The organism is Sphingobacterium hungaricum (genome assembly GCF_015210005.1).
Taxonomy (GTDB): Bacteria; Bacteroidota; Bacteroidia; order Sphingobacteriales; family Sphingobacteriaceae; genus Sphingobacterium; species Sphingobacterium hungaricum.
In genome coordinates this window covers 650,298-675,979 of the sequence record NZ_MU158698.1, presented here as the reverse complement: position 1 = coordinate 675,979, position 25,682 = coordinate 650,298, and the positions used below count along the sequence as shown (strand labels likewise).

Annotated in this window: 24 protein-coding genes; 9 read left to right on the top strand and 15 right to left on the bottom strand. The window is 36.9% G+C overall.

All coding sequences use genetic code 11. The annotated features are described in order from the left end of the window. Positions 1-56 precede the first annotated feature (56 nt). The 7 genes from C4F49_RS06125 to C4F49_RS06095 form a co-directional block, all read right to left on the bottom strand. On the bottom strand, positions 57-596 hold the full coding sequence (locus C4F49_RS06125) for an OmpH/Skp family outer membrane protein (RefSeq protein WP_196934997.1): 540 nt from the start codon (positions 594-596) through the stop codon (positions 57-59). Between the two features lie 102 nt (positions 597-698). Then, complete coding sequence (locus C4F49_RS06120; protein WP_196934996.1) at positions 699-1,232, bottom strand: OmpH/Skp family outer membrane protein; 534 nt, start codon at positions 1,230-1,232, stop codon at positions 699-701. A gap of 63 nt (positions 1,233-1,295) precedes the next feature. Continuing rightward, positions 1,296-3,872: a BamA/OMP85 family outer membrane protein gene (locus tag C4F49_RS06115; protein WP_196934995.1), complete on the bottom strand. Its 2,577-nt coding sequence runs from the start codon at positions 3,870-3,872 to the stop codon at positions 1,296-1,298. A gap of 116 nt (positions 3,873-3,988) precedes the next feature. Continuing rightward, positions 3,989-4,726 carry an isoprenyl transferase gene (locus C4F49_RS06110; protein ID WP_196934994.1) on the bottom strand — a complete coding sequence of 246 codons (738 nt, stop codon included), beginning with the start codon at positions 4,724-4,726 and terminating at the stop codon, positions 3,989-3,991. A 19-nt stretch (positions 4,727-4,745) separates the two neighbouring features. Further along, on the bottom strand, positions 4,746-5,576 hold the full coding sequence (gene porG / locus C4F49_RS06105) for a type IX secretion system protein PorG (protein WP_231388221.1): 831 nt from the start codon (positions 5,574-5,576) through the stop codon (positions 4,746-4,748). A 92-nt stretch (positions 5,577-5,668) separates the two neighbouring features. After that, positions 5,669-6,562, bottom strand: coding sequence for an NAD kinase (locus tag C4F49_RS06100; RefSeq protein ID WP_196934993.1), 894 nt, complete (start codon positions 6,560-6,562; stop codon positions 5,669-5,671). 126 nt (positions 6,563-6,688) lie between these two features. After that, a complete protein-coding gene (locus C4F49_RS06095; protein WP_196934992.1) occupies positions 6,689-7,351 on the bottom strand; it encodes a CBS domain-containing protein in 663 nt (220 codons plus the stop codon). A gap of 205 nt (positions 7,352-7,556) precedes the next feature. Here C4F49_RS06095 and C4F49_RS06090 point away from each other — a divergent pair, with 205 nt between their 5' ends. Together C4F49_RS06090 and C4F49_RS06085 are read left to right on the top strand one after the other, a co-directional pair. After that, positions 7,557-8,390, top strand: a complete 834-nt coding sequence (locus C4F49_RS06090; protein ID WP_196934991.1) for a 1-acyl-sn-glycerol-3-phosphate acyltransferase — start codon at positions 7,557-7,559, stop codon at positions 8,388-8,390. A 3-nt stretch (positions 8,391-8,393) separates the two neighbouring features. Continuing rightward, positions 8,394-9,353, top strand: coding sequence for a GNAT family N-acetyltransferase (locus C4F49_RS06085; RefSeq protein WP_196934990.1), 960 nt, complete (start codon positions 8,394-8,396; stop codon positions 9,351-9,353). A gap of 35 nt (positions 9,354-9,388) precedes the next feature. On the opposite strand, the gene C4F49_RS06080 is transcribed toward C4F49_RS06085, so the two are convergent. Genes C4F49_RS06080 through ubiE form a run of 5 tightly spaced genes read right to left on the bottom strand, consistent with a single transcriptional unit; the run spans position 9,389 to position 12,645 of the window. Continuing rightward, positions 9,389-9,841: a GNAT family N-acetyltransferase gene (locus C4F49_RS06080; RefSeq protein WP_196934989.1), complete on the bottom strand. Its 453-nt coding sequence runs from the start codon at positions 9,839-9,841 to the stop codon at positions 9,389-9,391. Between the two features lies 1 nt (position 9,842). After that, positions 9,843-10,292 (bottom strand): GatB/YqeY domain-containing protein, encoded by a 450-nt coding sequence (locus C4F49_RS06075; protein WP_196934988.1) that lies wholly within the window; start codon positions 10,290-10,292, stop codon positions 9,843-9,845. A 12-nt stretch (positions 10,293-10,304) separates the two neighbouring features. Then, the gene (locus tag C4F49_RS06070; protein WP_196934987.1) at positions 10,305-11,075 is read right to left on the bottom strand and encodes an SDR family NAD(P)-dependent oxidoreductase; all 771 of its coding nucleotides are present in this window, start codon (positions 11,073-11,075) and stop codon (positions 10,305-10,307) included. Positions 11,076-11,080: 5 nt separating this feature from the next. Next, a complete protein-coding gene (locus tag C4F49_RS06065; RefSeq protein ID WP_231388220.1) occupies positions 11,081-11,905 on the bottom strand; it encodes a PorT in 825 nt (274 codons plus the stop codon). Next, entirely contained in the window at positions 11,902-12,645 is a 744-nt protein-coding gene (gene ubiE / locus C4F49_RS06060) for a bifunctional demethylmenaquinone methyltransferase/2-methoxy-6-polyprenyl-1,4-benzoquinol methylase UbiE (RefSeq protein WP_196934986.1), read from the bottom strand. The genes C4F49_RS06065 and ubiE overlap by 4 nt, the downstream gene beginning before the upstream one ends. Before the next feature lie 411 nt (positions 12,646-13,056). Between ubiE and dnaB the strand changes: the two genes are divergently transcribed. From dnaB to C4F49_RS06035, 5 genes are all read left to right on the top strand, one after another. Then, the gene (gene dnaB, locus C4F49_RS06055; protein WP_196934985.1) at positions 13,057-14,658 is read left to right on the top strand and encodes a replicative DNA helicase; all 1,602 of its coding nucleotides are present in this window, start codon (positions 13,057-13,059) and stop codon (positions 14,656-14,658) included. A gap of 208 nt (positions 14,659-14,866) precedes the next feature. Continuing rightward, positions 14,867-17,134, top strand: a complete 2,268-nt coding sequence (locus C4F49_RS06050) for an ATP-dependent helicase (RefSeq protein ID WP_196934984.1) — start codon at positions 14,867-14,869, stop codon at positions 17,132-17,134. Between the two features lie 66 nt (positions 17,135-17,200). Next, on the top strand, positions 17,201-17,953 hold the full coding sequence (locus C4F49_RS06045) for a DUF4290 domain-containing protein (protein WP_196934983.1): 753 nt from the start codon (positions 17,201-17,203) through the stop codon (positions 17,951-17,953). 96 nt (positions 17,954-18,049) lie between these two features. Further along, positions 18,050-19,375, top strand: coding sequence for a UDP-N-acetylglucosamine 1-carboxyvinyltransferase (murA, locus tag C4F49_RS06040; RefSeq protein ID WP_196934982.1), 1,326 nt, complete (start codon positions 18,050-18,052; stop codon positions 19,373-19,375). A 113-nt stretch (positions 19,376-19,488) separates the two neighbouring features. After that, positions 19,489-20,118, top strand: a complete 630-nt coding sequence (locus C4F49_RS06035; RefSeq protein ID WP_196934981.1) for a YceI family protein — start codon at positions 19,489-19,491, stop codon at positions 20,116-20,118. A 73-nt stretch (positions 20,119-20,191) separates the two neighbouring features. Here the strand turns inward: C4F49_RS06035 and C4F49_RS06030 are convergent, their stop codons facing one another. After that, complete coding sequence (locus tag C4F49_RS06030) at positions 20,192-21,067, bottom strand: DUF3078 domain-containing protein (RefSeq protein WP_196934980.1); 876 nt, start codon at positions 21,065-21,067, stop codon at positions 20,192-20,194. Between the two features lie 117 nt (positions 21,068-21,184). On the opposite strand from C4F49_RS06030, the gene rlmH reads away from it, so the two are divergent. Next, on the top strand, positions 21,185-21,658 hold the full coding sequence (rlmH, locus tag C4F49_RS06025; RefSeq protein ID WP_196934979.1) for a 23S rRNA (pseudouridine(1915)-N(3))-methyltransferase RlmH: 474 nt from the start codon (positions 21,185-21,187) through the stop codon (positions 21,656-21,658). 233 nt (positions 21,659-21,891) lie between these two features. Here rlmH and C4F49_RS06020 read toward each other — a convergent pair whose 3' ends face one another. Together C4F49_RS06020 and C4F49_RS06015 are read right to left on the bottom strand one after the other, a co-directional pair. Next, a complete protein-coding gene (locus C4F49_RS06020) occupies positions 21,892-22,341 on the bottom strand; it encodes an NUDIX domain-containing protein (protein WP_196934978.1) in 450 nt (149 codons plus the stop codon). 30 nt (positions 22,342-22,371) lie between these two features. Next, positions 22,372-23,112, bottom strand: a complete 741-nt coding sequence (locus C4F49_RS06015; RefSeq protein ID WP_196934977.1) for a hypothetical protein — start codon at positions 23,110-23,112, stop codon at positions 22,372-22,374. Positions 23,113-23,264: 152 nt separating this feature from the next. Between C4F49_RS06015 and C4F49_RS06010 the strand changes: the two genes are divergently transcribed. After that, positions 23,265-25,682 (top strand): alpha-ketoacid dehydrogenase subunit alpha/beta, encoded by a 2,418-nt coding sequence (locus tag C4F49_RS06010; protein ID WP_196937213.1) that lies wholly within the window; start codon positions 23,265-23,267, stop codon positions 25,680-25,682.

Genomic DNA, 25,682 nt, shown 5'->3' with positions numbered 1-25,682 from the left:
CCAAAAAAAAAGCTGCATCCTATTGGATACAGCTTCTAAAAATATTTTTAAATTACTTATTTAGCGACAACGCCTAATTTGGTTTTAACATCTGGTGTTAAATCATCGCCACCTTGGAAATAAGGGATTTGAGAGCCTGAAATATCAAATACATAAGCATATCCTTTTTCTTTTGCTACAGCATTGATTGCATCAAGAACTTTCTTTTGAATAGGATCAAATAACTCTTGCTCTTTTTTACCTAATTCTTCCTGAGCAAGACGTTGAACTTCTTGGATACGCGTATCGATTGTTCTTAACTCTTCGCCCATAGCTTGCAATTCAGCATCAACTGTTGCTTTATTTGCTTCGCTGCGATTCAATAATTTGTCGTTTGCTTCAGTTTGTTTCTTCTGAAATGCAGCACCCATATCCTGCAATTCTTTCGTTTTAGCATCTTGCAAAACTTTATATTGTTCTTGTGCGTTTTTAAATTCTGGTGTAGAAGAAATCAGTTCACCAAAATTGATATGCCCAATTTTTTGTTGTGCTTGTGCAAGTTGTGTTGAGAAAACTGCTACAGCGATTATAATCGCACTTTTTAATAAATTTTTCATTCCTTTCATGTTATTCATCATCTCTGCCTGAAATTTACAGGCTTTGTTTTTAGTTTTATTTGTTATACGATTTTAAAATTTGTCAATTATACAAAAAAAAAATTAATTTGCTAAAGATGCATCTGGCTTGAATCCTAATTTTGTAATGATATCATTACTCTTGTCTAAATTAGGGTTTGCATAAAGAAATGTGACTTCACTTCCCTTATCCAAAATCAAGTCCAATCCTTGCGCAGTAGCAATATCTTGAATGGCTTTGGCTACGCGATCTTGTATAGGTTTAACTAAACGGATACGTTGCTGATATAACTCGCCTTCAAAGCCAAATTTCTGGCGCTGAAAGTCTTTTACTTGTTTTTCTTTGTTTACAATCTCATCTTCTCTACGGCGACGCATATCATCGTTTAATAAGACTTGGTCGTTTTGATAGGCTTTGTACAATTTTTCAATTTCGCCATATTGCTTATCAACATCTTCCTGCCATTGAGTAGACAAATCGTCTAGTTGTTTTTGTGCAGAAACATATTCAGGAATATGCTTTAAAATGAATTCAGAATCCACATATGCAACACGCTGGGCAAATGAACTGGTCGTTATGAAGGCTAAAAATGCAAATGCTACTATAAATTTTTTCATCTGTTTTAATTTTTTATGATGCTAATTAATCTTTATGACAAATAATTTTGCAAAAAGTTTAAATTAAAATCCTCCCATATTTTGTAAGATACTAAATGTAAAGTTTTGTTTCCATGTACTTGACGGAATTCCAGGGATAGGATCGAATGCGTGACCGTAGTCAATTCCTAACATACCAAAGATAGGCAAGAAAATCCGAGCTCCAACACCGGCCGCTCTACGTACTTTAAACGGATTCACATCGCCGAATTTTTCCCAAGTATTACCTGCTTCAGCAAAAGCTAAAACAAACACTGTTGCTTGCTCATTCAACATTACTGGATGTCTCAACTCAATTTGGTATTTCGCATAAATTGGACTACCTGACTGTACCGCATAAATTTGTTGATTGCTACCCGTTGTCTGAGGAATCACATAACCATTCGCGTAACCGCGCATCGCGATAATCTCAGAACCTTGTAAGAAATCGAATCCTTGCATACCATCACCACCTAATTTGAAACGTTCAAATGTAGAAGTTGGTGTGCGAGACGTGTAATTTCCTATGTAACCAAACTGTGCTTGTGTTTTTAAAACTAGTTTACCGGCAACTTTTGTATACCATTGCGAGTCAAATTTCCATTTGTGATACTCTGTCCATTTGTATTTCTCTTCTTGAGGCGCAGTGTCATAATCTAAATTATTCCACAACGAGTAAGGAGGAGTTAACTGAACCGAAAACTTGATGTGTGAACCTGATGTCGGATAAATAGGTGCATCAATGGAGTTACGGCTAATCTCTTGCGTAAAGTTGATGTTGTAAGCTGTACCGTTCGAGAACAAGAAGTAGTTTCCGTAATTCTGTAATTTATAACGTTGGAACGACAATGAACTGTTCACTTGGAAATAATTGTCTGGCCATTGCAGACGTTTACCTAAAGTTCCTGTCACACCAGTCATCCAAATACGGCTTAATTCTGAATCCGCAACAACTTGCTGACCTGTATAGTAATCAAATCCATTTGTTGACGAATTTGAAGTATACGCACTCAAACCAAAGTAAATAGGTTTTTTACCACCTAACCAAGGTTCAGAGAATGAGAAACTGTAGGATTGGTAACGTTTACCAGAAGTTTGTCCACGAATACTCAACTTTTGGCCATCTCCACGAGGAAGTGGTTTCCAAGCTTCTTTATTGAAAAAGTTACTTGTCGAGAAGTTATTGAATGTTAAACCCAAAGTGCCAATAATCTGTCCAGCACCGTAACCACCGGAAAGCTCGACCTGATCGGAAGGTTTTTCTGCAACGGTAAATTCAACATCGGTTGTCCCATTTTCATGATCTAAGTTGATAGGCATCGGTGTAACCTTTTGCTCATCAAACATACCCAATGTAGAAATCTCACGCACACTTCGTACAATTGCCTCTCTTGAATATTTTTGTCCAGGTTTAGTGTAAATAGAACGTAGAACTACACGGTCATTCGTCACGTCATTTCCTTTCAAAATCACGTTATTGATCGTGTATTGCTTGCCTTCGTACATTTGAATCTCTAAATCAATGGTATCTTGATAGATTTTTTTAATGATTGGCTGTACAGAATACGTTAAATAACCATCATTTTGGTACAATGCAGCGATGTCATCTCCATTACGAGTAGGGCCTTGCAATTTCGTAGTCAATTTTTCCTCGCTAAATACATCACCTTTTTTAATACCAAGGATAATGTTAAGGATTGAATCTCTGTATTTGGAGTTTCCAGACCATTCAATATTTCCAATATAATATTTTGGTCCTTCGTACAAATCGATGTCGATTGCGACTTCGTTATCATCGAATCTCCATACACTGTCTCTAATAATTTCTGCATCGCGGAAACCTTTATCTTGCATTTTAGCAATTAAATTTTCCTTTGCTTCTAGGTATTTATCTTCTTTGAATTTACCTGGACCGAAAACTCTGTAGAATTTGCGAGGTTTTACGCCTTTTAGATATTTGTTAAGCTGTCTTTTAGAGAATTCTTCATTCCCAGTAAATGTAACTTTACGAACTTTGATTTTTTTGTTGCGTTCTACATTTACGACTAAAATTTCATTGTTAGTTTGTGATGTATCTTTCTCTGCTGTAATCGTGATATCAGGATATAAAAATGATTTTTCACGTAAAAACTTTTGAATGGTCGCTTTGGTCGTTTGAATTAAATTTTCGTTGACGATTTTACCAGTACCTGTATTCAATCGTTTACGAACTTCTTCGGTTTGGCTTTTATTCAATCCATTAATGTCAATACGAGTCAATCGAGGTCTTTCTACAACGCGTATTTCTAAAAATATAGTTTCATCTTTTATGCTAGTAGCATAAAGCTGCACGTCTTCAAATAAATTTTGAGACATTAGATTTTTCACAACATTTGCAGTAGTCTCACTTGGAACTTCTATATATTGTCCAACAACAAGTTTTGAAATGGTAATAAGAACTTCTTGATCCAAATACTGCGCTCCTGAAACCGTTATTCCACCAATTACATAATCTTTTGGAGTTAAATAGCTTATTTCGTCCGCGTTATTAAGATTTATAGGTTTGTTTCCAGTTATCTGTGCATAAGATGAATGCGATACAAAAACTGAAAAAACGGTAACTAAAAATATTAAATGCTTCATCTACTAAATTTTATCGATGCTAAAGTACATCAAACTCTTGTTAATTTTTGTTAAAAGAAAAATATCAATTTTTCCGCTGTAATTGCGATTTATTTGGGCGCAAAGGTAGTTAAATATTATAATTGTTCGCTCGTTTTACCAAATCTTCTTTCGCGTTGCTGAAATTGATAAATCGATTCGAATAAATCCTCTCTCGTGAATTCTGGCCACATTTTTTGCAAGAAACACAATTCGGTGTAAGCAATCTGCCAAAGCATAAAATTACTTATGCGCTGTTCACCACTCGTGCGGATCAATAAATCAGGGTCAGGAATGTTTTTCGTAAATAAATGCTGTTCGATTACCTGTTCATTTATATCTTCCAGCTTAAGATCGCCATTTAATAGCCTTTCGCCTATGGATTTTGTTGCTTCCAAAATTTCATTTCTTGAGCCATAGCTTAAAGCCAATGTTAATGTACATGCCTTATTGTCTTTTGTTAGCTCTATGGTTTCGGTCAGTTTTGACTGGCAGTTAGCTGGCAAATCTTTCAAATTACCGATGGTGTTCAATCGTACGCCATGTTTTTGAAAAGTCGGCAATTCCTTTGTCAATGAATTGACTAAAATTTCCATTAACGCTTTAACCTCTAATTTAGGCCTGTTCCAGTTTTCAGAAGAAAAGGCATATAATGTAAGGTATTCGATCCCGATTTCTACAGCACCCTCTAAAGCTTCACGTACAGCAGAAACTCCGTTCTGATGTCCGAATATTCTTAATTTCCCTAAACCTTTAGCCCATCTTCCGTTACCGTCCATAATGATGGCGATGTGTTTAGGTAATGATTTTTTATCTATTTTATCTTTAAAACTCATTTTTCTTTTGCCAATACAATTACCACCAATAACATTTTCGACTTATAAATGTATACGTTACGGTCACCCCAGCTGTCATATATCCATCTAATGGCTGTCCATTGCCACGCATTTTTCCAGCGTTCTCTTCTAAATTGTTGCTTTTGTCAGCAAGGAATAACCATGTTGCTTCATCAATCCTAGCTCTCGTAGATGCCGGAAGATCAGAATAAATCAAAGTTGTATAGTTGCCACTAACATTGTCGATGTGGTCAGTCAAAGCCGTACGATAGCCAATTTCAGCACCTAATGTCCATGGCCCACTGATGTTGTATTTAAAACCAGCACCGAATGGAATTGCTACTGCATACCTGCTCGGTTTATACGAACGATCAAATAAATCATTCTCTAGATACAAATCCCTTAAATAATATTTTTCACCAGTACTGAATGTTACGAACGGATTGTGCATAATTCCCGCAACGCCTGCAAAAAGATAAGGCGTATATCGATTATCTTTGCGGTTTGCGATAAATTTGAAGAAGTTAAATTCAGCGACAGCTGAAACTTCCAAAACATGGTTGCGAAAATTCAAATTTCTATTTTGCTGAAGCTGTGAAGAGAAATCTCGGTCAGAACCTGTCAATTCCAAAAAGTTAGCGCCAGCCTTGACACCCCATGTCGGATTGAAATTGTATTTAAGATTGATGCCTCCTGCAAAGCTTTTGAAATAAATAGGATTGCTTGGATTGATATCACCCATATAACCAGAGCCACTAAGATTGGCGCCTACTTCCCATTGCTGTGCAAGGACGGGAGAAAGGGTCAACATAAAAATGGCTAGCGATGTTATATATATCTTTCTAAGCAAGATTTAAAATTTTGATGTAAAGATAATTGATTTAATAGTATCAGTTGAAATTTATTGACGTTAAAAATAGCTAAACTATCTATTTTTAACACTTAATAATTTCTAACATCAATCCCCCAAAGCAGTTTTTCTCTCAATGTTTTAAAATATCCGTCAGCTTTCAAGCGGATGAGGTTAATTGTAAATTTCGCCTTATTGATTTTCAAACTGGTTGTTGTGGGCAAAGTAACACTTCTCGAGTCACTGCTGAAAATATATTTTTCCGTACGGCTTTCTATTTCCAGTACTAATTGCATTTCGGCAGAAATTACGATCGGGCGTACATTTAAGTTATGTGGAGATATCGGTGTAATTACGAAATTACCGCTTCCTGGCATAATGATGGGTCCTCCACAGCTTAAAGAATATGCTGTAGATCCTGTCGGCGTAGCGATAATTAGACCATCTGCCCAATATGAATTTAAAACTTCGCCATTGATCTTTACATGGATCGTGATCATGGAAGAGCTATCATACCGGAAAACCGTCATGTCATTTAAAGCAAAATGATTGCCTTCAAAAAGAGAACCTGATGAAGACTCTACATTTAATAATGACCTTGGCTGTAATTGGTATTCTTTATTTAGTATTTGGGTCAGCGCTTCTTCGATTTCAATTTTATTGATTGTAGCCAAAAAGCCCAAACGTCCAAAATTAATTCCGGCAATTGGAATTCCAGTATCTTTGATAATAGAAACCGCAGACAACATGGTTCCATCACCGCCTAAACTGAGAACAAATAAAACGTCTTTAGGTAAATCTTCATGACAAGTATATGTTGCACAATTCGCTGAAAAACCAAATTGGTTAATCAGAAATGCATGAAAATTGGAATAAATGAAAACTTCTACGTCGTTTTTCTCAAGAAAATCAAAAACCTGCTCTACATAGGGAAGAACAGAACTATTAAATTCTCGGCCATATATAGCAATGGCTTTCTTTTTCATATAATTGTCTGTGTTGTTAAATAACACAACAAAGATGGGAAAAAACGAACACGAATCCTATGGAAGATAAATATTCAACCTATTTATTGGATAATGAATAACGAAGATGATATTAAGAGATTAATTTTAGAGATCTAGATAATTCATCAGGTGATCATAACGATCCAATAATTCATCTTGATCCGTGCCATCATTGAAAGTCGCCTTGACTTCGTAATCAAATCGCCATAGTGAAGCAATAACCGAAGAAATATTGTTTTTGTTCAATTTAATCGTCATCTCGATTTTGTTGCTGTCGGGAATAGCTCTGCTTGAGGCGTTGACGATTTTAGTGTTTTCAGATTCAATAATATGCGCTAAATGCGTGAAGGATTGATCTCGCGCATCCAATTCCAGTACGATGATAGCACCATTCTCCGCATTATCCAGCGTGCTGTTTAACGATTTTAAAATATCGTTATTGGTAATCACTCCAATATACTGCATCTGCTTATTTAAAACAGGTAGGATATCTGTTTTGTAAATGGAAATGATTTGCAAAGCATCATACACATGCTGATAATCAAAGATGTAGATTAATGGACTTAGTAATTTAATGTCTTTTAAAGTCAATTGGTCATCTGAAATCTGAATCAATTGTTCTTCTGTAATTAAGCCCTTGTATTCTTTTTCATCAACAATAGGAAGTTGGTGGAAATGCAATTCGTTAATCTTGTCAAGCGTGTATGCGACGGTATCAGAAGATTTAACTTCAGCATAAAAGTCTGATATGATGTCTCCGATATACATGTTTCGTTTGCTAATATACTATTAAACAATTAAAAATTGATATGGTTTAATTTGAGAGCTTAATATATCTATGACTAAGTTAATAATAATCAATTAATAACTGAAAAACTTTAAAAACGGATGGGATTATTTCCTAATTTCTTAAAGATTTTTACTTATTTTTACAAAAATATAGGGTTTAGAAAATTGTGTATTTAGAATATTTATGGATTCAAACGAGCAAGAGAAATTCATTCACGTAAGGGAAGTTATACACAAGAAAAGTCCGAAATTAGCAAAATGGATACCGAAACCTGTTATAAACTATCTTAAGAAAATCATTCATGAAGATGATATAAACTACATCATGGTCAAGTATCGTGACCTGTTTGGTTTGGATTTTGTTGAAGCTTTGTTAAAGGAATTAAATGTTGAGGTCAAATTGGTTGGCGGAGAAAATATTCCTTTAGAAGATAGCGTGATTTTTGCATCTAACCATCCATTGGGAGGTTTAGATAGCGTCGCGCTAATGGAAGCGATCGGACGTTACCGAAAAGATGTTAAATTTTTGGTGAATGATATTCTGATGAACATTCGGAATTTAGAACCTTTATTCGTTCCTGTAAACAAAGTTGGTGGTCAAAGCAAAGATATAATCGCGGCCATAGATCGGGCTTATGCATCGGATCAGGCGCTTTTAGTTTTTCCGGCTGGATTAGTTTCAAGGAAAATAAATGGAAAAGTACAAGATTTAGAATGGAAGAAAAGTTTCATTTCTAAATCCAAAAAATATAAAAAAGACATTATTCCTGTGTATATTGATGGCAAGAATTCTAATTTTTTTTACAACTTAGCAAAATTAAGACAGAGCGTGGGTATCAAAGCGAATATAGAAATGCTGTATTTGCCTGACGAAATGTTCGCTCAAAGGAATCATTGCGTAACCATTCATATTGGGGAGCGGATTCCTTACACGCATTTTGATAAGCGTAAAACGGAGCTCGAATGGGCGGCAGAGGTTAGAGAAACGGTTTATGACATGGCATTGGAAAAAAAATAATATATGCAAGAAATTATCGATCCAGTAGATAGAAATTTAATAAAAGCTGAGCTTACCAAGGATTCTTTTATCCGTTATACCAATAACGGAAATAATGAAGTCTACTTGATAAACTACCATGCAGCACCAAATATTATGCGTGAGATTGGGAGACTGCGTGAATTGACTTTTAGACATGCGGGGGGTGGAACAGGATTATCTCTTGACATCGATGAAAATGATACATGTACACACAATTACGACCAATTAATTGCGTGGAATCCCGAAGAGCAAGAAATCATTGCAGGTTACCGTGTAATCAAATGTGAAAATGCACTTGAAGAAGACGGTCATTTCCAGTTATCGACAGCACATTATTTTAATTTTTCAGAAAAATTCATCAAGGATTACCTTCCGTATACATTGGAATTGGGACGTTCTTGGGTACAGCCTAGATTCCAGCCCGCGATCGATAATCGCAAAGGTCTGTTTTCTTTGGATAATCTATGGGATGGCTTAGGTGCATTGGTGGTTATCAATCCTGAAATAAAATATTTATTTGGGAAAGTGACGATGTATCCTCATTATAACGAAGAAGCTCGTGATTTGCTTATCTATTTTATGGAATCCTATTTCCCAGACCGAGAAGATTTAGTTGTGCCTTTTGACCATCTGAAAATCGGTTACAAAACGGATATTTCTAAAATTGAAGGGATTTTTGAAGGCTTGTCTTACAAAGAAGGCTATAAAATATTGAATCACCGCGTGCGCGAACTGGGAGAAAATATCCCTCCTTTAATCAATACGTATATGAATCTTTCGCCTTCGATGAAAACGTTTGGAACATCACGAAACAATGAGTTCGGTGAAGTGGAAGAAACTGGAATTTTATTGATTTTGGATGATATTTATCCAGCTAAGAAAGAAAGACACATGAATACATTCGAACGAGATAAAGAGTTCGGAAGTCGAAAAAAAGGATAATAGCAAAAAAGGAGGTTAAACAAAACCTCCTTTTTTTATGCCGACTGATGAAGCATTTCGATGTGCGGAATATTATCTTCCAAATATTCATCGCTCACTTTCAAAAAGCCCAGCTCTTCGTAAAATTTTTGTAAATGTGCTTGTGCGCTAATGCGAATACCGCGATTTGGATAAGTTTTCAGAACCTGTTCAATCGAACGAACCATCAATTCTTTGCCTAATCCAAATTTTCTGAAGTCTTTATGAACAACAACGCGCCCAATGGAACTTTCGGAGTAGGATATTCCGGGGTGCACGAGTCGAGCGTATGCGATAATCTGTTCGCCTGATTGCGCAAAAATATGCGCTGATTTAAAATCTTTGTTGTCACATTCAGGGTACAAGCAATCTTGTTCCAACATAAAGACATCAATCCGAAGCTGTAGAATTTTATACAATTCTGTAGCCGACAATTCTTGAAATTCTTTAATGGCCCAGCTGTAATCCATCTTATTGCAAAAGCGATTTGACGACTTCAGAAATCGTTTTTCCATCCGCTTTTCCAGCTAATTGCTGATTGGCAGCGCCCATTACTTTTCCCATATCTTTAACAGAAGTCGCTCCACTTTGAGAAATGATTTCTTGGATGATTTTTTCAATTTCAGAACGGTCTAACTGTTTTGGAAGAAATTCCTCAATCACATTCAATTCTTCAATTTCGATTTGGTATAAATCATCGCGATTCTGAGTCTTGTAAATTTCCGCAGATTCTTTGCGCTGTTTTGCTAATTTTTGTAAAACTTTGATTTCGGTTTCTTCATTCAACTCTTCTGAATGGCCTTTCTCGGTTTTAGCTAAAAGTATGCTTGATTTAATGGCACGCAAACCGCGAAGCCTAACGCTATCTTTGGCAATCATTGCGCTTTTAATCTCTTGATTGATTTTAATTTCTAACGACATAATATTGTTATTTTATTTTCTTTGAACGATTGAGCCACTTGCTTGTGCAGTTGGCATCACTAATAAATCATTGATATTCACATGCGCTGGCCTTGACAAAACAAATGATATAATCTCTGCAATATCCAACGGTGTCAAAGCGGATAGACCGTCATAAACTGCTTTCGCACGTTCTTTGTCTCCATGGAAACGTACTTCTGAAAATTCAGTTTCCACCATTCCCGGATTGATTGCCGTTACTTTTATTCCATCTTTTAACAAATCGATTCGCATGGCTTTATTCAGCGCATCGACCGCATGTTTTGTGGCACAATATACATTCCCGTTTGCATATACTTCCTTTCCGGCGATAGAACCGATGTTGATGATATGCCCATTGTTGCTTTTTTGTATAAATGGAATTACAGCTTTGCTGACATACAGCAATCCTTTGATGTTGGTGTCAATCATGCGGTCCCAATCTCCCAAATCTCCATTTTGGATTGGGTCCAAACCTTGACTCAAACCAGCATTGTTAATCAGCACATCGATTTTTTTCCATTCTTCGGGTAGAGAAGCGATGGATTCTTTAACCTCATCTGAATTTTTTACATCCAATTGGAATACATGGATTTGTAAAGAAGGATTGATTGTCAATAATTCATCTTGCAAAAGAATTAATTTCTCTATTCTTCTTGCGCAAAGCAATAATCTATATTTCCCTTCCTGAGCGAATAATTTGGCACAAGATGCGCCGATTCCTGAGCTCGCTCCTGTAATGAATACTGTTCTAACTTCTTGCATATGTTTTATTGGAAAATCAAACTAAACTGAATGTTTCTGACAAAAGCTTTGTCCAATTTTTCCATAAATTGATTGTCGGTATTTAAAGCATGGTTTTTGTCCAAAACATTGCCAAAACTTTGAGAAAATTTTATTTCAGGAGAAACTTTAAAATAGGTGAAGAAAATTTCTACGCCAACTCCAGCTTCCCATGATAAATATCCAGGCTTGATAAGTAAAGGATTTGCTTGTTCTGGTTCCAGAGCAATTTCATTGTATTCTTGTGATAATCCAACGAATCGTGTGTACTTCGTACCGCCGGTTAAATAAGCTCTGTAGCGATTGAATTTGTTCTTTAACACTTTCTCGTCAGAACGTAATTTTAATGACAATGGAAATTCAAAGGAATTAAAATTTGAACCGTCTCTGGATTCTGTGGTATGGCGCATGCGTTTATCAATAAAGCCAATTTCTGGGTCAACACCCGTAAATGTGATGCTTGAATTGTTGATAAAAACAAAGTTAGGGCTGAATGTAGAATATAAATTATCTGTAATTCGAACATCTATAGGCAACCCGACGGACATTCCATGGGATGCTTGAGAACGAATCGATTGTAAATTTGGTAACGTATTGTTGTTGGTTGGCCCGTAATCAATGCCAGTCGTCGACCAATTCTCATTTAAATTAAGAATATACCTCGCATTGACATAAGAATACTGTATTCCGATTCTGAGCACGGCATCTTCATCATATGCACCAGAAAATGGAAAAGAGATTCTTTGTGCCAGCAACGTTTCTGACGAAGTTATTCCAAACAAAAAAAGAATTAAAATGACAATTTTTCTCATTTAACAGCTTCATAAATGGTGCAAATACCAAAAGTCTGAGGTCTTACTTTTGTCGATTTAAAACCCGCATTTTTCATGATTTGTGCAAAGTTGTCTCCATCTGGAAAATTAGCAACAGATTCCGGAAGGTATTCGTACGCACTTGAATCTTTGGAAAACAGTTTTCCTATCGTAGGAGTGACCGCATGAAAATAGAAATTATACAGTTGTTTTATCGGAAATCCTTTAGGATTTGAGAACTCCAAAATAATTGCTCTCCCTCCCGGTTTCAATACTCGGCAGATATCTGAAATTCCTTTTTCTAAATTTTCGAAATTGCGCACACCAAATGCAACGGTAACAGCATCGAACGTATTGTCGTCAAAGTTTAACTGTTCTGAATCGCCCAAATGAACTTCAAATTGTTCTTGCAAGCCTTGTTTCGCGATTTTTTCTTTTGCCACATCCAGCATTCCCTGAGAAATATCTACGCCGATTATTTTTTTCGGATTTAAGATTTTTATCGATTCCAAGGCAAAGTCGCCTGTTCCTGTAGCCACATCCAGCATGAGCTGTGGTTGGCTTGATTTTAACGAACGGATTGCTTTTTTTCGCCAAATAATATCAATTCCTAAGGATAAAAAATGGTTCAGGAAATCGTAAGTTTTCGATATATTATTGAACATATCAGCAACTTGCTCTTTCTTAGCTCCTTCTTGTCCTTTATATGGTTTTACAGTAGTTGTATCATTAGACGTCATACGACAAAGATACAATAAAGATGGAATAATTTGAAAGCACCAAGCTTTCAAAAATAAATAACATAGACTCTTGAAAACTAGCTGAATACTTGAATCTTGATTTTAAGAAAAATAGCATTTTTGATAAAATAAACTACAGATGGTCTAGAGTTATGCACATCAGTTATACTTTTTAACATCGTTTTAAAGCATTGTTGTTGAATGTGTTGAAAACTTGGCTAACATTCGGGGTAACAAAAGTGTGGATAACTCGTTTATAAAGAGGCGGAGAAATGATGAACAATTATTAATTCACATTTGGTGTTTAAAACTTGTAAATTAAAGTGCTGTAAATTTTCCTACATTTGTTATCCCCTTCAAATTTTACTCAAAATTTAAGTGCTAAAACATTACAAGAATTAATAATAAAAAATGTCTGTAGAAAACGAATTTTCCAATAACAATCCTGGTCAACCGGGACGAGCTAATTTCAATAAGAAGCGTACGAGTTTGAATAATCTTGTCAGCGGATTAGGGAAATTGCCTCCTCAAGCGCTCGATTTAGAAGAAGCGGTTTTGGGAGCCTTGATGTTGGAGAAAAATGCGTTAAGTGAGGTCATCGATATTCTGAAACCAGAATCGTTTTACAAAGAATCTCACCAAAAAATCTTTCAGGCTATCTATAATTTATTTCAAAAAACGTCGCCTATCGATTTATTGACCGTAACTGCAGAGTTGCGCCAAATGGGCTCGTTGGAAATCGTAGGTGGTGCTTATTACATAACGCAGCTGACAGACCGTGTGGTTTCGGCAGCAAATATCGAGTACCATGCACGTATTATTTCACAAAAATATATTCAGCGCGAGCTAATTAAGGTTTCTTCTGAAATTATCAATTCGTCTTACGACGAAACCTCTGATATTTTCGATTTGTTAGACCACGCAGAAAAAAGTTTATTTGACATCGCTCAAAATAATTTACGCAGAGATTCCAGAAAAATGGATGACATCATGCGTGAAGCAATCAATAACTTGGAATTGCTTCGAGACAAAACCGATGGTTTGACAGGAATTCCTTCTGGCATGTCGGCTTTAGACCGAATGACTTCTGGTTGGCAACCTTCGGATTTAGTAATTATCGCTGCGCGTCCAGCAATGGGAAAAACGGCGTTTGTACTTTCCGTTGCCCGAAACGCTGCAGTGGATCACAATAAGCCGGTTGTCGTTTTCTCGTTGGAGATGTCTTCGGTTCAGTTGGTGAATCGTTTGATTGCAGGGGAAACAGAAATCGAACAAGAAAAATTAAAAAAAGGAAATCTGGCAGATTACGAATGGCAACAATTGCATTCGCGCATCGGCCGTTTGACCGAAGCGCCTTTGATTATCGATGATACGCCAGCATTAAACGTGTTTGAATTTAGAGCAAAATGTAGAAGACTAAAAGCTCAGTATGATATTCAGATGGTCATCGTCGATTATTTGCAATTGATGCACGGTAAAGCCGAAGGTAAAGGTGGAGCTGGAAATCGTGAGCAGGAGATTGGTAGTATTTCCAGGGCTTTGAAATCTGTAGCAAAGGAGTTGAATATCCCTGTAATCGCTTTATCTCAATTAAGCCGTGCGGTGGAATCGCGTCCAGGAAATAGCAAGCGTCCGATGTTATCCGATTTACGTGAGTCGGGTTCAATCGAGCAGGATGCGGATATGGTGTTGTTCTTGTATCGTCCTGAATATTACGGAATTTTGGAAGATGAGGCGGGAGTATCAACGGCTGGAATCGGCGAGGTAATTATTGCGAAGCACAGAAATGGAGAGACCGGAATTGTGCCTTTGCGTTTTGTCGGTAAATATGTGAAGTTCGTAGATTTGGAAGATGATTTCTCTGGAATGGATTCTGGCGGAGGCAATTTTATGGATTTCAAACCAAACGATAATTCCAATCTAAAACCTTCGGAGAATTTTGAAGATTTCAACGGAGGCGGTATCACTCGTTCATCAAGAATGAACGATATGCCAGACGATTCGCCATTTTAGTTCCTGACTGAAGTAGGTTTTTCTTTCTTGTAGCTTTTTTTAAAAGTACTTTCGTGTGATTGGGTATTCATAATCAGTGATTTAGAAAGTTTTCTTTATGATTATGAATAACGCATCCTCAAGCCATGTTTATTTTAAGGATAGACAATTTTTTCTTATTTTTACACTCTCATATTTTTAAAAACTAAAACTAATTTTAGGAGATAATTTGGATTATTTAGCAGGATTAAATCCGTCACAGCGAGGAGCGGTCGAGCAAACCAAAGGCCCTGTGATGATAGTTGCTGGTGCGGGCTCAGGAAAAACACGCGTAATTACCTATCGAGTAGCGCATTTGGTCAATCAAGGTGTCGACCCTTTCAATATTTTGGTACTGACGTTTACGAACAAGGCAGCGAAAGAAATGCGCGAGCGGATTAAGTCTGTCGTTGGCGCGGAAGCAAAAAATATTTGGATGGGAACATTTCACTCTGTTTTCGCTCGTATCTTAAGAGTCGAAGCGGAGCTGTTGGGCTATCCTAAAAATTTCACCATTTATGACACTGATGATAGCAAAAGTTTATTGCGCGCAATCATCAAAGAGATGAACTTGAATGACAAGCTTTATAACGTCAATCATGTTTACGGCAGGATTTCCTCCGCAAAAAATAATTTAATTTCTCCACAGGAATACAATAAAAACGAAGCTATTCTGGCTGAAGACCATTCCAATGGACGCGGACAGTTAGGGCAGTTGTACATGACGTATGCACAGCGCTGTTACCGTGCCGGCGCTATGGATTTTGATGATTTGTTGTTCAAAACCAATGTATTGCTGAATAAATATCCGGAAGTACTGCATAAATACCAACATCAGTTTCGCTACTTGATGGTGGATGAGTATCAGGATACCAACTTTTCTCAATACCTGATTGTGAAGCGTTTGGCTGCGGTCAATGAAAATATTTGCGTGGTAGGCGATGATGCGCAAAGTATTTATGCGTTTCGCGGAGCGAATATTCAAAACATCCTGAATTTTCAGAAAGATTATCCAGATGTTAAAGTTTTTAAGTTAGAACAAAACTACCGTTCGACAAAAATGATTGTCGATGCGGCCAATAGCATTATTGCAAACAACAAGAATCAGCTTGAGAAAAACGTCTTTTCGGACAACGAAGAAGGTGAAAAAATAAAAGTCAGCCGTGCGTTTTCGGATAATGAAGAAGGAAAAATTATTGCGGAAGCCATTGCTCAGGAGAAATCCCTGAAAGGATTGTATTTTAAAGACTTTGCTATTCTTTACCGTACGAATGCACAATCCCGTTCAATGGAGGAAGCGCTACGGAAAATTGGTATTCCTTATAAAATTTATGGAGGAACCTCATTCTACCAACGGAAAGAAATTAAAGATTTAATCGCTTATTTCAGATTAACATTCAATCCGAATGACGAAGAAGCCTTAAAACGTGTCATCAATTACCCTAGAAGAGGAATCGGCGATACGACGGTCGAACGGATTATTGTGGCAGCTGACCAGCATCAAACGCGTTTGTGGAACATTGTCGAAAATGCAGGTATGTATTTAGATGGTCGAAGCTCAAGTTCAGTTGGTAATTTTGGATTAATGATTCAGAGTTTTCAGGCGATTGCTAAGACAAATACGGCATTCGATACGGCGATGCACATTGCGCAGCACACAGGAATTCTAAAAGATTTATACGAAGACAAATCGGTTGAAGGATTGAGCCGCTATGAGAATATTCAAGAATTGCTGAACGGAATAAAAGAATTTTCCGAACGTGAGGATATTGAAGAAAAGGGCTTAGACGTCTTCATGCAAGATATTGCCTTGTTAACCAATGATGATAACGATAAAAATCCAAATGCTGATACGGTGTCATTGATGACAATCCATTCATCTAAAGGATTGGAATTTCCGGTCGTTTTTGTTGTCGGATTGGAAGAAAATTTATTTCCTTCACAATTGTCCTTGAATTCAAGAACGGAATTGGAAGAGGAGCGTCGTTTATTTTATGTCGCAGTTACGCGTGCGGAAAAAAAATTGTATCTTTCCTACGCAACTTCTCGTTATCGTTTTGGGTCTTTAAATAATTGTGAACCCAGCCGTTTTTTAGATGAGTTAAATCCTGCGTGCTTGGAACTTGATTTCAGACCGAAGGAAATGAAAAGCGAAAATAATTCGGCATTCAATTCAGAACGTGTCGCTTGGCAACAAGCAGATACCTTTACGAAGCCAAAGCCAAAAGTTGTTAAAACAACAAGCATTCTGCCCAAAGCCCATGTGCCTTCGGAAGGTTTCAAGCCTTCTGATACTTCAGTTCTCGAAGTTGGTATGGAAGTTGAGCATGAACGTTTTGGATTTGGTAAAGTAATCAACCTAGAAGGCAATAAACCGGATATAAAAGCAACTATTTTCTTCAAAGAGTTGGGACAGAAACAATTGTTGCTTAAATTTGCAAAACTTAGAGTAGTATAATTTTACATTTAATAAAAATATAACGCTGATTCATACGTTTAGTAGGTACAGCGTTTCATCACACATATGACATTCGATTATAATAGTACAAGACCACAGCTGATTCTGGCTGAATATGGTAGAAATGTTCAGAATATGGTAGACCATATCTGTACGTTGCCAACAAAAGAGGAACGTAATAGACTTGCTCAGGTTGTTATTGATATGATGGGTGTTTTAAACCCGCATTTACGTGACGTATCTGATTTTAAGCATAAATTATGGGACCATTTACACATTATTTCCGATTTCAAGATTGATGTAGATTCTCCGTACCCAATCCAAAGCAGAGAAAACATCCGTCAGAAACCGGAACAGATGAAATATCCGCAACATACTATTCGCTATAAGCATTATGGGCACACGGTTGAAGAAATGATTGCGAAAGCAAAATCAATTCCTGATGAAGAAGTTCGTCAGCGAATGACACTTTCCATAGCGAATTTCATGAAGCTGGCTTACATGACTTGGAATAAAGATTCTGTAGCTGATGATTTGATTATCGAAGATTTGGCACAATTATCTAACGGCGAATTGAAACTTCCAGAAGGAACTGTCTTGACAAAAGTGGATTTGAAAGTTCAAACTCCAGGAAATAGAATTAAACAAAACACGACTTCGTCGAATTCGGGTTCTAATTTCAAAAACAACAACAATAACAACAACTCGAATAACAATAATTATAAAAAGCAAGGTCACAGCGGTGGCGGCGGTGGCGGTCAGAAGAAAAGTTTTTCTGGAGGCAAGAAGCCTTACACCAACAATAATTATAAGAAATAACACATTCGTGTTTGAATTTTTTTCAAAGCAATTGATAGACATCTGGATTTCAATTGCTTTTTTATTTAAAATCAAGATAGTATAGAACACACATTTATGGATGCATTTGAAATAAGAGGGGGAAAAGCATTAAAAGGAGAAATTATTCCTCAGGGTGCAAAAAATGAAGCTTTACAGATTTTGTCAGCTGTATTGCTAACCGAAGAGAAAATTACAATCAGCAATATTCCTGATATTAAAGACGTCAATAAATTAATTGATTTATTGGCTGCGTTGGGAGTTGATGTGCAACGAATCAACAAAGACACGTATGAATTCGAAGCAAAAAATATAAATATCGATTATTTCCAATCCGAAGAATTTAAGAAAAAGGGCGGAGGTTTGAGAGGCTCGATTATGATTGTTGGTCCTTTGTTAGCTCGTTTTGGTAAAGCGGCAATTCCGAAACCAGGAGGTGATAAAATTGGACGCAGACGTTTGGATACGCACTTTTTAGGATTCGAAAAGCTGGGTGCTAAATTTGTCTACGACGCGGAAAATAATTTCTTCAACGTCGATGCTACGGAATTAAAAGGTACTTACATTTTATTAGATGAAGCATCAGTAACTGGAACTGCAAACATCGTTATGGCTGCAGTTTTGGCTAAAGGAGTGACGAAATTATACAATGCAGCCTGTGAACCATATTTGCAGCAGCTCTGCAAAATGTTGAATAGAATGGGTGCAAAAATCGAAGGCATCGGTTCTAATTTGTTGACAATTGAAGGTGTCGAAAAATTGGGAGGAACGACGCATCGCATGCTTCCTGATATGATTGAAATCGGTTCTTTCATTGGCCTTGCGGCAATTACGGGTTCTGAAATCACGATTAAAGACGTTTGTTTTAATGAATTGGGAATTATTCCGACCATATTTTCACGTTTGGGAATCAAATTTGAATTAAGAGGCGATGATATTTTTATCCCTGCTCAAGATTCATATGAAATTGAAACATTTATTGACGGTTCGATTTTGACGGTTTCAGATGCGCCATGGCCAGGATTTACGCCAGATTTATTGAGTATTGTTTTAGTAACTGCGATTCAGGCAAAAGGAAATGTGCTGATTCATCAAAAGATGTTCGAAAGCCGTTTGTTCTTTGTTGACAAGCTGATTGATATGGGCGCCCAGATTATTTTATGTGACCCGCACCGTGCGACTGTTATCGGTTTGAATAAGCAAAATAAATTAAGAGGTATTCAAATGACTTCGCCGGATATCCGTGCAGGAGTTTCCTTATTGATTGCCGCACTGTCTGCTCAGGGAAAATCGACGATTTACAACATTGAGCAAATCGAAAGAGGCTATCAGGATATCGAGGAACGATTAAAAGCCTTAGGCGCTGATATTCGGAGAGTTGAAGCTGAGCCGTCGGGTCATTAGATTAATTCTACTGAATTTGTAGATTTAATATCAAATTTTTTACCTTAGCTTAGTTTTTTAAAAAAGAATAGTACTTTTGTTAAAATATAAGTTTAAACATATAATTTAGAAACATGAACAAATTAATTTTATTATCTGCTGCAGCTGCTTTAGTATTAGCTTCTTGTGCAGGAAACCCTGAGGGAAAAAAGGCTGAAACAAAAGATTCAGTTGAAACAGTAAATGATTTAGTAGGAAATAGCTTTGCTGTTGATACTACTCAATCTACAGTTGTTTGGACTGGAACAAAGGTTACTGGTGCGCATACTGGTACTGTTAAAGTTAAATCGGGATCGCTAACTGTTGACAACGGTGCTTTGACTGGCGGAAATTTTGTATTGGATTTAAATACAATCAGTTCCACTGACTTGCAAGGAGAATACAAAGATAAATTGGATGGACATTTGAAAGCTGAAGACTTCTTTGATGTTGCAAAATTTCCAGAAGCTTCTTTCGCGATTACCACTGTTAAAGCTGGCGCAACAGCAAGTGATGTTGTTATCTCTGGTAATTTAACGATTAAAGGTATTTCTAAAAACGTTACTTTCGACGCTAAATTAACTGAAGTTACAGAAACAACTGTTAAAGCTTCTGCTGATTTCAACATTGCTCGCGAAGACTGGGGAGTTAACTATACAGGTAAAGAAGATGATTTAATTTCTAAAGAAATTAATTTCAAAATCAATTTGGTAGCTACTAAATAAGCGCCAAAATTGTATTATATAAAAAATGCCATTGAAATTTTCAATGGCATTTTTTATGTTTGAGGATTCGGGATTAAAACTTGTACGTTACTCCAGCTCCTAGAATCTGTTTAACCTGAATGCCTGGGCCGATTCGGTCGTCTTTCTTTGTCAGCATGGTATTGTCATCATAAATCAATTGAACACCTGCATTTACCGTAATAAAACGGTTAACAGTCATAAATAAATTTGCGGTATAATCAACATCGATATTCTGAGGATCTTCCAAGTAATTTGAATATAATTTCAGGATGTTTTCGAATGCGATGTTCTCCATGATGTTTACTTTGTAATACGCATCTAAAGAAGCACCAAACTCAAACCTTGATTTTTTACCTGGGTCAACTCCAAATTGTCCTGCATCAGCTAGCACTTGATCATTGACGAAAATCATTCTAGCGGCAGCAGGAGAAAGGTTCACCTTAAAATTGTCCGATTCTTTGAATGCAAAACCTGGACCGAAGCTTAAATAAGCCGGAGCAAAAGCAGCAGAAATAAATTTGCGTTCGTCGCCCGAATAATCATATCCGTTTGCAAATTGCGTGTTGAAGTTCATGAAAAATGTATAAAACCATTTTTCAGAAGCCTCGTAACCCAACAAACTGTTGATCATGAAACGGTCGTCGTTTTTACGCCAATCCGTTTCTTTTTGAAAAGTCTGCCCATAAGCAGCGATTACTTTATTGTCCCAGTTCCATTTGCCATTTTTATAATTGAAATCATAATTCAACGACAAGTTTGCCGCGAATGCATTGACACCTCCAGAGGCCCAGTTGGTAAATGAACTTTGATTCAACAATAAGGTGTTCTCGCCTTTAATTGTCCATAGTTTCGTAGTATCTTCTTGTGCTGCAGCAATAAATGCTGTAAACAAAATACCCAAAGTGAAAATTAATTTTAATAAACGCATATTATTTTTTGTTTTTTAATTTGGTGCGAAAATAATAATTATAACAACTTTATTACTCAGAAATATAAACTTTGTAGATTTATTGTGACATATCCTAATTTTTTACAATTTTGGCGAATGAAAATAACCTTGATTTGTATCGGTAAGACAGATGATAAATACATTGAAACAGGAATAGAAAAATATGTAAATCGTTTGAAACATTACACAAACTTTTCGTTACAAATTATTCCCGATCTTAAGAATGTAAAAAACCTGACCCAAGAACTTCAAAAAGAAAAAGAATCTCAATTGATTTTCAAACATATTTCTAATTTAGATTTGGTTATTTTGTTGGATGAGAAGGGAAAAGAGTATCGCTCTGTAGAATTCGCGAAATTTATTGAAGCTAAGCAAATTGCTAGTACACAATCAATTGTATTTGTGGTTGGCGGTCCGTATGGATTTCATCAAAGCCTTTATACGCGTGCGAATCAGTTGATTTCCTTATCAAAAATGACGTTTTCTCATCAAATGATCCGTTTGTTTTTTATCGAGCAAGTGTATCGGGCTTACAGCATTTTAAAAGGAGAGCCCTATCATCATGAATAAATTTTATGTAAATTAGTATGAAATATCATCATTAGAATAAGGAGGAATTACAATGGATGTAAATAAATATAAACGCGACTACAAGTACAAGAGTGCTGAAGGCGCTAACGAAGGTGTTAATAAATGGATTATTATTATAGGCGGTGTAGCCGTAGCTTTATTGGCTTACTTTCTTAAATAATAAGGCTTTATTGAAAATTCAAAATTTCCCTCGAAAGGTTTTCGGGGGATTTTTAGTTTAGGGATTTTAGGTAATGTTCCCAAGCAATCTGATCGGTTTTAAATGTCAGGTCATCAGTTTTTAAATCCCTAACCGGCACAAGACGAAAGGCTTGTTGCTTTCCATCAAGGGCTTCTCCTTCAAAATCAAACGGTAATTTCTTAATGTTTAAGTGCATGTCGCTTTTAGCCTTTACTTCGTAATAAACTGAAATAATCTGGCTCTCATTAAAGCTTGATTTTTCGTAGAAATCGGTCGTATAAAGGTGTTTTACAACATCAACATCGAAATTACATTCTTCCATGTATTCTCTTTTTAATGCCTCGATTAGCCCTTCTCCATATTCCAGCCCGCCTCCAGGAAATTTAGTGAATGATGCGCTTTCCGCTTTTTCATCACTGATCAATACTTCTTGATTCGCATCAACCAAAATCCCGTACACCCTAACATTAAATAAAAACATCTAAACCTTTTTCTATTTCTTTTTTAAAAATTATAAACTAACAAAACCATTCTCAATTTCCAGTTCATTCACGCCAAAGAAAGAATAATGTTTCGGCAACATCCATGCAATCGCTTTCATTACGTCTTCATAATCTTTTTGCGAAGCAAATTGAGCTGGAGAAATGTTAAAAACCAAATCTTGGCTTACAGTCGCTTCGTCGGTATAATTTCGTGCAATCAGCATGACTTTCGTATTTTTGACGCCGGCATACACAAAATACTCACGTAAAGATTCTCTTGTAAACGATGGAAGTATAGCTTCTGACGGAGCTCCAACTAAAATATCTTCATCTTTGCCGATGGCAATATTGGAATCCGACTTTGAAAATACGGAGTTGTCTGTGTAAAATTCTTGATTCAAATAGTAATTTAAAATATCACCTGACGAAAGCACCCAGTCTGGGCGTTCGTGGTGCGAATTGATGATAACACCGAACGTTTTTTCAAGCAATAAGGGTAATTCATTTTTGATGACGAATGCCTTAAAATTTTCGTTTGGAGAAACAGTTTTCAAATGCATGTATGGAAACCCATCGGCAAGAATAGTGACTTCACTATCAGCTAATTGCAAGTTTGATTCACCGAGATTGTCCAAAAATTCCGAAATCCAATTTTCATCTCGCGCTGAAAAGTCGGTTTCCATCAGCGTATTCAAACGGATTGTTTTTTCTAAGTCGCCAAAATTTGTCAGAGGGTTATTGTTGTTTCCAAATAAATGAATTGTACTCATAGCTTGATTTGTGTGCGGGTTAAAAGTAATTAATAAATGCTGGAAACGTAAATTTAGTTTACAATTAATCAGTTAAACAGCATTAAATTTTGTGAAATGCATCTGTTTTAAAATTTATTTTTTAGTAGTTTTGTTAAAACCGCATATTAATGATGTCAAACACACAAACAATACATACGGTAGATTTAAATAACTCAAAGTTAAGTTTTGATGATTTCCGTCAACTGATTCTTAGCGATTATTCACTAGCAGTTAAAAGCCGCGTTGTTAGTCTCTTAGGTAGAAAGGAAGTCTTGACCGGGAAAGCTAAATTCGGCATTTTTGGTGACGGAAAGGAACTAGCTCAAATTGCCGTTTCAAAGGTTTTTCAAGATGGAGATTGGCGCTCTGGTTATTACAGAGATCAGACTTTCGCATTTGCTACCGGAATTACTTCGATATATCATTTTTTCTCTCAACTATATGCCAATCCTGATTTAGAAGCAGAGCCTTCTTCGGGAGGAAGGCAAATGAATTGCCATTTTTCAACTCAATTGTTGGATGAGCATGGGAATTGGTTAGACCAGACAAAGCAAAAAAATTCAGCTTCAGACATTTCTACGACCGGAGGTCAAATGGCGCGTATTTTGGGCTTAGGTTTGGCTTCAAAGATGTATCGCGAAAATAGAAACCTAGATTATCTGAAATATTTTTCGGACAATGGAAATGAAGTGATTTTCTGTTCTATTGGAAATGCATCGACTTCTGAAGGTGTTTTCTGGGAAACGATTAATGCCGTGGGCGTAAAGCAAATTCCGGTTGTTGTCTCGATTTGGGATGATGGCTATGGGATTTCAGTGCCCAATGAAATTCAGACAACCAAAGGAGATATTTCTGAGGTGTTAAGAGGATTTCAGCGAGATGAAAAAGGAGCAGGCTTCGAAATATTTAAAGTTAAAGGTTGGGATTATCCAGCTTTATGTGAAACGTACGAAAAGGCCGCTAAATTCGCCCGCGAAAACCACCAACCTTGTATTGTTCACGTCGTTGAAATGACTCAACCTCAGGGACATTCTTCTTCTGGTTCGCATGAACGGTATAAATCAGATGAACGTCTGGCTTGGGAAGTTGAATTCGACTGTAACCTGAAAATGCGCAGTTGGATTTTAGAAGCTGGAATAGCTTCTGAAGAAGATTTGCAACTCATTGAAAATGAAGCCAAAGATTTCGTCCGGAAGGAACAAAAGCGCGCGTGGACAGATTTGTACAAAACGATTCAGGTCGATCTTCAGGAAGCAATCGATTTGCTGACTACCATTAAACACGATGCGGTAGAAATTCCGCTTAAAACACTTCAGTCGTTAACTGAATTATCGCTGAAAGATGTGTACGTAAATGTTCGTCGTGTATTGAGAGATCTTCGTGCGGTCTCGATTGCTGGTAAACAGGAATTAATCGAATGGTACAAAGAAAAGCAAGAGCTAAATTACCAACGCTATAACGATTTGTTATTTAGCAATACTCAAAATTCACCATTATTAGTTGAGGAGCAAGCTCCAGCATATTCAGAAAATTCGATCACTGTCGATGGCAGAGAAGTACTGAATGCATGTTTCAAATATAATTTTGAAAAGGACGAGCGCATTGTCGCATTTGGCGAAGATGTCGGACGGATTGGTGATGTGAACCAAGGATTTGCTGGTCTTCAGGAAATTTTCGGAGAGCAACGGATTTTTGATACCGGTATCCGGGAGACAGCAATTATTGGTAAAGGTTTGGGTTTGGCGTTAAGAGGGCTTCGTCCCATCGCTGAAATCCAATACTTAGATTACCTGATTTATGCCTTGCCGGTTTTGAGCGATGATTTAGCTAGTTTGAGTTATCGGACAAAAGGGCGCCAGAAAGCTCCAGTAATCATTCGGACACGTGGACATCGTTTGGAAGGCATTTGGCATTCCGGGTCGCCAATGACGACTTTGCTGGGCAGTTTGCGCGGGATTCATATTTGTGTGCCGAGAAACATGACTCAAGCAGCCGGTATGTACAATACTTTGTTAAAATCGGATGAACCGGCTTTAGTGGTTGAATGCTTGAACGGATATCGTTTAAAAGAAAAAATGCCGGATAATGTAGGCGAGTTTACCGTTCCAATCGGCAAAGCAGAACTGCTTAAAGAAGGTTCGGATGTCACGGTTGTATCGTATGGTTCTACATTGCGTGTTGTTCAGGAAGCAACAATGGAACTAGAAAAATTGGGTATCTCGATTGAGATTATTGATGCACAATGCCTGCAGCCTTTTGACCGAGATCAAATCAGTAAACAATCTCTATCGAAAACAAATAAACTGTTAGTGGTTGACGAGGATTTCCCTGGTGGCGCTTCTTCATATCTGCTGCAGCAAATCGTTGAGGTTCAAAAAGGCTATTATGAATTGGATGGCCAGCCAAGAACATTGACGGCAAAAGCACATCGTCCTCCTTACGGTTCGGACGGAGATTATTTCACGAAGCCATCTGTCGATGATGTCGTTGAAATTGTCTATGAAATGATGAATGAAAGTAATACGAAGGATTTCCCTTCCTTATTTTAG